Origin of the sequence: Mastigocoleus sp. MO_188.B34, assembly GCF_030065675.1 — a bacterium.
In the GTDB taxonomy this organism is placed as follows: Bacteria; Cyanobacteriota; Cyanobacteriia; order Cyanobacteriales; family Nostocaceae; genus Mastigocoleus.
Genome location: NZ_JASJDK010000198.1, coordinates 1 through 9,836, shown reverse-complemented (window position 1 = coordinate 9,836; position 9,836 = coordinate 1). Strand labels below are relative to the sequence as shown.

The 9,836-nt window shown below is 37.7% G+C and carries 8 protein-coding genes; 3 read left to right on the top strand and 5 right to left on the bottom strand.

The genetic code is table 11. The features are described from left to right. Window positions 1-523: 523 nt before the first annotated feature. The 4 genes from QNJ50_RS27500 to QNJ50_RS27485 form a co-directional block, all read right to left on the bottom strand. Window positions 524-754 carry a NifU family protein gene (locus QNJ50_RS27500; protein ID WP_300642051.1) on the bottom strand — a complete coding sequence of 77 codons (231 nt, stop codon included), beginning with the start codon at window positions 752-754 and terminating at the stop codon, window positions 524-526. A 163-nt stretch (window positions 755-917) separates the two neighbouring features. Next, window positions 918-1,568: a DUF3386 domain-containing protein gene (locus tag QNJ50_RS27495; protein ID WP_300642049.1), complete on the bottom strand. Its 651-nt coding sequence runs from the start codon at window positions 1,566-1,568 to the stop codon at window positions 918-920. A 240-nt stretch (window positions 1,569-1,808) separates the two neighbouring features. Then, window positions 1,809-3,557, bottom strand: a complete 1,749-nt coding sequence (locus QNJ50_RS27490; protein ID WP_300642046.1) for an ATP-binding protein — start codon at window positions 3,555-3,557, stop codon at window positions 1,809-1,811. Between the two features lie 179 nt (window positions 3,558-3,736). Continuing rightward, window positions 3,737-3,973: a hypothetical protein gene (locus QNJ50_RS27485; RefSeq protein WP_300642043.1), complete on the bottom strand. Its 237-nt coding sequence runs from the start codon at window positions 3,971-3,973 to the stop codon at window positions 3,737-3,739. A 348-nt stretch (window positions 3,974-4,321) separates the two neighbouring features. On the opposite strand from QNJ50_RS27485, the gene lepA reads away from it, so the two are divergent. Continuing rightward, window positions 4,322-6,133, top strand: a complete 1,812-nt coding sequence (gene lepA / locus QNJ50_RS27480; protein ID WP_300642040.1) for a translation elongation factor 4 — start codon at window positions 4,322-4,324, stop codon at window positions 6,131-6,133. Between the two features lie 385 nt (window positions 6,134-6,518). Here lepA and QNJ50_RS27475 read toward each other — a convergent pair whose 3' ends face one another. Then, entirely contained in the window at window positions 6,519-7,883 is a 1,365-nt protein-coding gene (locus tag QNJ50_RS27475; RefSeq protein WP_300642037.1) for an NB-ARC domain-containing protein, read from the bottom strand. Window positions 7,884-8,846: 963 nt separating this feature from the next. Here QNJ50_RS27475 and QNJ50_RS27470 point away from each other — a divergent pair. Both QNJ50_RS27470 and QNJ50_RS27465 read left to right on the top strand, forming a co-directional pair. Then, the gene (locus tag QNJ50_RS27470; protein WP_300642034.1) at window positions 8,847-9,341 is read left to right on the top strand and encodes a GNAT family N-acetyltransferase; all 495 of its coding nucleotides are present in this window, start codon (window positions 8,847-8,849) and stop codon (window positions 9,339-9,341) included. A gap of 51 nt (window positions 9,342-9,392) precedes the next feature. Next, window positions 9,393-9,749, top strand: a complete 357-nt coding sequence (locus QNJ50_RS27465) for a hypothetical protein (protein WP_300642031.1) — start codon at window positions 9,393-9,395, stop codon at window positions 9,747-9,749. Window positions 9,750-9,836 lie beyond the last annotated feature (87 nt).

Genomic DNA, 9,836 nt, shown 5'->3' with positions numbered 1-9,836 from the left:
TAAATCTAGTAGTATTACCGTATCTTTGCAATAATATAACTTTTTCTCAAAGTCTCCGGATGGTAAATATACAGGAATTACTGAAATATTTTTTAGAATTATGTAGCTGGGCATTCTAATTTATTTAATACAGGGTAAATCTTCATATTTAATCAATATTTTTCCTTTATTTTTATCAACTCTTTGCATTTATTTATGAAGTATAAAAAAGCAAAATTAATTCATGAAATTAGAATAAATCAACGGAAACCGCATACCACTCAATTTTTGCTGTTTGGGCTGTGCTTAATGAGTAGAAATAAGGCGTGAAAAGAAATTAATCAAAAAAATGGCACTACTATTGGGATCGGTAGTGCCATTTTTAAGTTTAATGTCGTACTAAGTAGATATTGAAAACTAGCAATTTGGGAGTTCCGCTCGAGAAGATAAAACCCATATGACTAACGCCACGCAATACATACAGTACGGTATGGTGCGCTGCGCTTAGCGCTAAAGCTAATCCCTAATAGCTGTTCCCCAGTCCCTAAATTACTTGCTCGACTTCGGCAATTTCTGGAATCATTTCTCTCAAACGGCGTTCAATTCCCATTCTCAAGGTCATAGCAGAACTAGGACAGGAACCACAAGCACCTTGCAAACGTAATTTAACAATTGGACCATCCAGTTCCACTAGTTCGACATTTCCGCCATCAGACATCAAGTAAGGGCGCATTTCATCTAAAACAGTTTCCACGTTTTGTGTTGTCAGTTCCATAATTTTAGACCTCTTGTAAATAAGAAAAAAATCCACGCCATATGGCGAACGACTTTAAGTTTTGTTATCTAGATCCTAGACGACAATAGCAGCTTAATCGTCATTTATGGGTAGTTAGTTGCAGTTAGTTGTGTTTATGTTTGTTATTTTGAATCATCTATGATTAAACAGATGCAGCTTCCATTAATTTGATATTAGGGTAACTAAACTCAGTAGCATGTTCTTCACCGGCAATATCTTCTGTAATTACCTGCTTAGTCATTAAGTAATAGTCACCAATTTTTTCGTAGGTATCTTCAAATTTTAGTACGCTTTTAATTTCATCGGTTTTACTGTCACGAAAAATAGCACTGTAGTTAGTCGCAACATACCCACAACCAGTATCTAAACTCTTGTGGGTGTCGATGACAAAAACTGTCTTTCCCATGACTCGAGTCACGCAGACAACTTCATTGTTACGGATTTTGTAAGCAGAACTTGTAGAATCATCACTAACACAAATTTCTACAGTACCATCATCATCTGTTTGACCGAGACTAAACTCATACTGACCGTAAGACTTTTCAAAAGAAGTTGGTTGACGATGATTAACAAGATCGCGTAATTGTGTATATATCCCAGCTTTGACCTCTTCGTTAGGTACTTCCGTGACTTCTACTGTTAGATCGCGGTTGATGCGAATTTTTCCAGTACAAACCTCTGCACCTTGCATTAATTTCACATCCGCACTATAGCCGGGAAACTTTTCATTCCAAGTGTAACGACTTTCGTAAGCGGTTTGAAATAACTCGCGGGCTGTTATTTGAGTTGTCATATAACCACTTTTAAGTTTACTTTTTTAAGTTTAGTTTATTGGCGATTGGCGATTAGGGGTGGGGATTGGAGTTAAACGAAATTTTGCACGGGATTTGTAGCCGGGTAAATCACTTCCCGCACTTTCTGAAACTTTCATACCTGCTTTTGCTTAGCCAGATCGGAAATTGAAAATAAGGCTTAATTAACAGATAAAAATATATATCAATTCTCCCAGTCGCCAGTCGCTAATTCCTAATCCCTACTCTCCCTCACTGGATGAAACCATGACGGGTTGTTGGTACAGGGGAACAGAGAAAGTTACAGTTGAACCCAATCCTTCACCCAGACTGTAAAAATGAACTTCTCCACCCATGGTTTCTACTAACTTCTGGGATATTACTAATCCTAAACCCGTACCGCCATACTGTCGCGTTCTGGATCCATCAACCTGGGAAAATAATTGAAATAATTTATCCTGTTTATCCAGAGATACACCAATACCAGTATCTGCGACCCTTAACCTCACAATTCCGGGAAATTGTTGGTCGTCAAAGATAATTTTTTTCAATACAACATCAGCACTAATGGTAATACCACCTTCATGGGTAAACTTGATTGCATTACCTACCAGATTTAACATTACTTGCTTGAGGCGTTGATAATCACCATAAACCATGACCTCATCTGAAGTTTCAGGCATTTGGATCTGGAAGCTGAGGTTTTTTTGTTCGGCTTGCATGCGCATGAAACTTTCAACGTCATTGAAGAGTTCGTCTAGTTTGACGGAACGCAATTCTATTTCCATCTTGCCAGCTTCTATCCTGGCAAAATCTAAAATGTCATTAATTACATCCAGTAAGTGTAAAGACGACTTATGAGCTTCCAGGAGAAACTGTCTTTGTTCTTCTGGATCGTCTGCCATCCCATCTAAAATTAACTTCAAGAATCCAATCATGCCATTAAGTGGCGTGCGAATCTCATGGGATACATTAGCAAGAAACTCACTTTTGAGGTGGGAAGCGTCTTCAGCTTCTTGACGGGCGATGGATAATTCTTGGTACAGAATCGCATGGGCGATCGCAGTTCCCAATTGATCGGCTAAGTCCTTAACAAATACCAGTTCTGCAGTTGTAGGAATGTAAGATTCATCACTCAAAGTCGCAGCAATTAACCCATTTGGTTCGTCTTGATGACAAGTTGCAACCACCAAAACTTGTTTTTGTTCAAAAATAGAATTGCCCGTACCTAATTGAAAAATGGGTTCCAAAGTTGTCAAAGCTTGGGTAAATATAGATTCGGAAGCTAAGTCAATTTCCAGACCCAATATTGACTTAATATTTGGTTGACGATATTCGGCGATCGCCTTCAATTTATTATCAGAAGGTTGATAAGGGCAAATAATACAACGCTCTAACCCCAAAGATTTACCAAGATCGTCAACAGTTTGTTGCCAAATAATATCTATATTTAAGGTTCGCCGGACATTTCTGGTAATTTGATTGACTAATTTCTGATATTGTTGCAGCCCTAAATTTCTATCTTTACCTACCTGCAGGGGAGTAAAAATATTACTTGCATTTCCATTATCTTGATCGCGAGATAGGGTTTGCAATACTCGACCCATAACCAAAAGTGTTGTCGCATCGCGACCCAAAGGCGGCAAAATCGGAGTAATTGTCAATTCCAACTCTAATAAAATTCCGCAACAATGAAACCAACATTGGCACTTCTGCGGGACTAAATTTGTTAATATCTGCTGCAACAGGAATAAGTAAGCATCTTTATCTACGGGAGTAAAATTTACTTCTTCATTTTCACTATGAACTAAATCTAATAAATTAATCCCCAATTCCTTACTTTGTTCCCAGTAAAAATCTAAGTAATCCCCCGCTCCAGTTTGTAAAAACGCCAACTCTGCACCTAAGTTAGCCAATGAAATACTTGGATTTTCCGACCCTTGTTTTTCTGGCATTAAATTTGTTACTGGGGAATTAGCACTGATACTCATGATACGAGTTAGATAGAGAAATAGTAGCTCAAACAGGTTGGGCGAATTACTGCATCAAGTTTGACATAAATTATTGATGCATCTAGCGGGATCTATAGAGTTTTATGATAAATGTAGCTTTGAATATACCAAATACTACATTGCATCAATTATTTATTAATAGATATTTCTTATTTGGGTTAGTCGTTCCAGTCACCTCTAGGTGGTAGGGGTGTACGATAGGGAGTACGAGTTAATTCATCATCTCTTGGGGTTTCACCTCTTAACCATTGACGGATTGCGACCTCAATAACTTTTGAAGGGTTGCTGGTTAAATGTTGGATTTGGTCAACTAATTCCGGATCGATCTGAATTGCAATTTCGACTTTTTCTTTACGCTTTGATTCTGTATTGGAAGCTTGTTCGTTCCTATCCATTGGTATATCTACTCTTTAGTGTGTACTTTCAGATTTGTAATTTCCTATTGAAATTAATCGCGAACGTCAGTTGTTACCGACCACATCCAGCTAATACACCTTTTAGTGAAGGGCATATCGCCAAACCAATCTATATATTGTATTATTCAAGTTTATTTTACGCTCCTAACACATGAATCTTAGAACAGATAAATAGACATGCAATATATCTTTGTCTTTTATCTTCAATTCTGCTATCTTCCCTTCTATATCTAATACCCAATATCAAATCCCCATCTAACGTAAGAAAGCATTAAAATACATTAAGTAACTTATCAATCTTGGTCGCTGCTCAAGCAAACAAAGTATATGACTGACGTTCCCGCAGTTCGCATTCGGAATTTTTGTATTATTGCTCACATAGATCACGGGAAATCAACCCTTGCTGACCGCTTACTACAAATGACGAACACCGTAGAAAGCCGGCAAATGAAGGAACAATTTCTCGATAATATGGATTTGGAACGGGAGCGCGGCATTACTATCAAGCTGCAAGCTGCCCGGATGAATTACACAGCTAAAGATGGTCAAAATTACGTATTAAATTTAATTGATACTCCCGGTCACGTCGATTTTTCCTATGAAGTGTCCCGCAGTCTTGTGGCTTGTGAAGGCGCACTTCTTGTGGTTGATGCTTCCCAAGGTGTAGAAGCCCAGACCCTAGCCAATGTTTATTTGGCAATTGAAAATGATTTAGAAATTATTCCAGTTCTAAATAAAATTGATTTACCCGGGGCTGAGCCAGATCGAGTTGCGGCAGAAATCGAAGAAATCATTGGTTTAGACTGTAGCGGTGCAATTTTGGCTTCGGCGAAAGAAGGTATTGGTGTTGATGAAATTCTGGAAGCAATCGTCGAACGGGTACCACCACCAAAAGATAATACTGAGGAAAAGCTAAGAGCATTAATTTTTGATAGCTACTATGACACTTATCGGGGAGTAATCGTTTATTTCCGGGTCATGGATGGAACCCTGAAAAAAGGCGATCGCATTTACTTAATGGCTTCTGGTAAGGAATACGAAATAGATGAAATTGGGGTGCTTTCACCAAACCAAAAGCCGGTAGATGAATTACATGCAGGGGAAGTTGGTTATCTTAGTGCTGCCATTAAAGCTGTGGAAGATGCTCGGGTCGGCGATACAATCACTTTAGCCAAAAATAAAGCAGCAGAACCTTTACCTGGATATGCTGAAGCTAACCCAATGGTATTTTGTGGGATGTTTCCCATCGATGCCGATCAGTTTAAGGATTTACGGGAAGCTTTAGACAAACTAAAACTTAATGATGCTGCTTTGCAATTCGAGCCAGAGACTTCCAGCGCCATGGGTTTTGGTTTCCGTTGCGGTTTCTTAGGTCTGCTACATATGGAAATCGTCCAGGAACGCCTCGAACGAGAATATAATCTGGATTTGATTATTACCGCCCCATCTGTGGTGTATAAAGTAACTACGATCAAAGGTGAAGAAGTATTTATTGATAACCCCAGTCACTTACCTTCTCCTAACGAACGGCAAAAAATTGAGGAGCCCTACGTCCAAGTAGAAATGATTGCTCCGGAAAATTATGTCGGTACTCTGATGGAGCTAGGACAAGGAAGAAGAGGTATCTTTAAAGACATGAAATATCTCACCCAGGGGAGGACAACACTTACCTATGAGTTACCTCTGGCAGAAGTTGTCACCGACTTTTTTGACCAAATGAAATCTCGTTCTCGCGGATATGCCAGTATGGAATACCATCTAATTGGATACCGTGAAAACCCCCTAGTGAAACTGGACATAATGATTAATGGCGATCCAGTAGATTCTTTAGCAATGATTGTCCACCGGGATAAAGCTTACGGTGTCGGACGTTCGATGGCGGAAAAACTTAAAGAATTAATACCCCGTCATCAATTTAAAGTTCCAATCCAAGCAGCTATTGGTAGTAAAGTTATCGCCAGCGAACATATTCCCGCATTACGCAAAGACGTTCTAGCCAAATGTTATGGCGGTGATATTAGCCGTAAGAAGAAACTTTTGCAAAAACAAGCCAAAGGTAAAAAGCGAATGAAGTCTGTAGGTACTGTAGATGTACCACAGGAAGCATTCATGGCTGTATTGCGCTTGGATAAAGAGTGATTTTTCCCCACGAAAAGCGCAAAAACAAAACAAAAACAAAATTACTTTACCAACTGGAGACGTACATAGTGCGTCTCTATGTTTTTAATTTGTCAAACACACATAACGGCGCAAGTCAGAAGTCAGAAGTCAGGAGTCAGGAGTCAGAATTCATACTAAATCCGGGTTAATTACCCCTTTTAGAATGAGAGAGGGAAGTGTGGGGAGTATGGGGAGTATGGGGGGAAATCCCAAAAAAATATAAAGGGGTTTTAAAAATCGGATTTGGTATCAGGAGTCAGGATTCAGAAGTAAATAATCCCCAGTCCCCAGTTGCTAATCCCCAATCCCCATTCACTGCGAAAGCAGTGCGTGCGGGCGGGTACCCCAATTACCACTCACTCCGTTAGCAGTGCGGGCGTATTATACCAATTACCAACTCATTTTCTTCCTTAAAAACTCCCTCAACCAATCTTTTTTGATTTACATACTCCCTGACTACTGATTTCAGACTGAAGAAACCAGCATTATTCTCCAATAGCGATCGCCGTCTCAAAGATTCCACTGCTCCCAATACTTGGGGTAGTTTTTCAGGAGAAGTAATATTTTGACTAAATTGATTGAGTTTGACTGGTTTTTGATTCATTGCTAACCAGTACATAATTTCCTGTTCTAAAAGTGATAATCGATTAAATTGTTGGTCTAATAACTCCTGAATGTCACCAAACACAGTTATATTTTGAGCAAAAAACTCAGAAATATTGCCAGCGAATAAATCTTGAATTGATGTTGCAACTATCTTTAATGCTTGGGGATTCCCCCCATAGGACTGAATTAGTCGCAAGCATTCGGTATCGCTAATATTAAATATTCCCTTGGAATTCAAAATGGCTTTCACATCTGCTGCTTTTAAACCTACAATTTGTAAAGACCTCACCGGTAAACTAGCACCACCTAAAGAGATAATCTCCTTGGGTTTTTCCCGAGATGTCATCAGCAAACAGCTTTGATGAGAAGTTTCTCCTACCAATTTAAATAACTCGCTGTAACCTTCGTATCCTTCCCGATATTGTCCTACAGGCTCCCCACCTTGAAAAATTGTTTCTATGCCATCGAGTATTAGTAAACAGCGATGAGCTTTTAGATAATGAAGAAATAAGGATAACCTATTAAACAAAGATTCTGGTAAATTTATTGTTTTATCACCAGCAAAAAACTGGATGGAATTGCCAATAATTTCTTCAACTGAAGGACAATTGCGAATACTACGCCAAATAACAAATTCAAATTTTTCTTGAATTCGTTGAGCTAACTTGACTGAAAGAGCTGTTTTACCGATTCCACCAATTCCATAAATCCCTACAAAGCGAGAGCAATCTTTCACAATCCAATCTTGTAAATTTTTAAGCTCGTCTTCACGTCCATAAAAAACTGATACATCAATCGCATCTCCCCAATCAGTTTGTGGGAGTGTCTCTGATTGACTTTTTATCAATGCTGGAGTTGGAAACGTATAATCGCTTTTTCTTAATTCCAAACCAAAAGCTTGAAAAAGTTGCAAGAGCGTTTGTTTGTCAACTCCTGCTTTACAATTCAAAACCTTGGTTATTGTCATTGGAACCAAGCCTGTGCGATCGCTTAATTCCTCTAATGTATATCGATATCCATAATTTTTCTCAACTTCTTGCGATTCTCTTGCTTCAAAGAATTTATTTAAACCTTTGGTGGTAAGGATAACACCACGCTTTCGTCTTGATTTCTGTTGCCCCATATCAAGCTACACAGTAATGGGTATTGAATACAACGGAGGTAATTCAATGGAACGTACATTGGAGCTTTAAGGAAGTCGCAGGCTATTCGCAATAGCAATTTAACGATCACCTCAAAGCTCAATAAAATCTAGGGCAAATAATAGGTATAGGATGTGGTTCGCCTTCCAAGCTGCAATTCCCTTACTTTTAACAATTCATTCAAGAAAAAAATGAGAGCAGTCGGAGATGCTCTGCAAATGATTGAAGTAATTCATATATCATAATATAGCTATTTAAGCACTAGGTGGATTACCCCTGATTGAGATTTTTTTAGTTGAAATCTCGTTAAATAACTCCTAAACTAGCAACACTATATCAACCGCAGCTATTCACTAAATTTTCTGATAAAAGTGGAAAAAGTTTTCAAGCAGTAAGTTCTTACAAGGACATAATTGCAGAAGCATAAATTGATAAATTTCGAAGTTGTTGTTTTTGGGTCTATTGATTTGTTGCTCGCAACCAAATTTTCTTAAGTTAGTTATTTTTCTTTTCTTAAATTATAAGCAAGATGGAGCTGTGTTAATAGCTTGATTTCAAAAATCTTGCAAAGTAATGTTATGCAAAGCCTCGATGTGTTTGCTTTCAATCGGTAGCCATCAATAAATTAACTTTTATGCTTAAAACTTTAATCTTTGGTGGTCAACTTAGACTTGTATGGGGGAATATTATTTTTAGTCATCAGGGTGTCTACCGACCTAAAACACTTATTCCTTGTTTTAGGTCGGTATTAATTCTGTTGGGAATTAGATTGTCGATCAAAGCTGAGTAAAACTTGTCAAATACTAGGGAAGGGATCGGTAACCGCCACATGAAATTCACACAAGATTCCTATTGCTGCTGTAATACAAGATTTTTTATATATTCAAAATTTATGACTTAGGTATTTATAAATTTCTATTTCCAATACCCCAAATCTTCGACAGATGAAAGCAATAATTAGAATTTATAAATCGCAAGATTTGAGCAAAGTAGTTCAACTTTGGTACAAAACTTGGCATTCTTCATTCCCAGATATTCAACATCCACAGCCTTACCGTCTATGGGAAAAGCGATTTCGTGATGAACTTGTATGCAGAGGTGAAGTTTGGGTCGCAGATGTTAAATATCAGGTAGTGGGATTTATCGTAGTATTTAGAACTGACAACAGCAAGAACACAGGTGAGTTAAACCAAATCTTTGTAGATCCAATCTTTCAAAATAAAGGTATTGGTACACTTTTACTCAATAAAGCTAAAACAATTTGTCCCCAAGGTCTTAAACTCACGGCCTTACAAACTAATAAAAAAGCTTGTTGTTTTTATACCAAGCATGGTTTTGTCCCAGGTGAGATGTCCATAAACAAAATTAATCAACAGCCAAACATTGAATATATCTGGCGACCTCTGGGAACTAATGTATACAAATCAAGTATGTCATAATCAAATATCGAGTACTCAAGAGTTAATCATAAGAATAAAACATTTTGAGTGATGAACGAAGGAATATCTTTTTTCTCTCAGCTAACAGAAGTAGATAGGAGTATATTATTCACTGCTCTTGCTGGATTATTCGGTGGATTAATTCAATGTACTCTTGAAGATGCTTTTGATAAATTCATCAATCAGAAAGAGATAAATATTAAGACCCTTTTACCAAGATATGTTTACTCTGGTATTATCTGTGGAATTCTAGTTGGTCTAGGAGTTTTTATTACTTTGATGTTCGATGATACAACATCAACTGAAAATATTACTCAATCATTTATTCCCTATGCGATAATAATGTTTCCTATGATAGGTATTACAAATAAACTATTTGAGCGTATTTATTCACAAAACAAAAGCTAGTTACCTCTAAAAATTTGGTTCTTCAGTACCTGTTATGCCAAACTATTAGTTAAAAATCATAGATAGACTTCAAAATAAAGGTTTAAA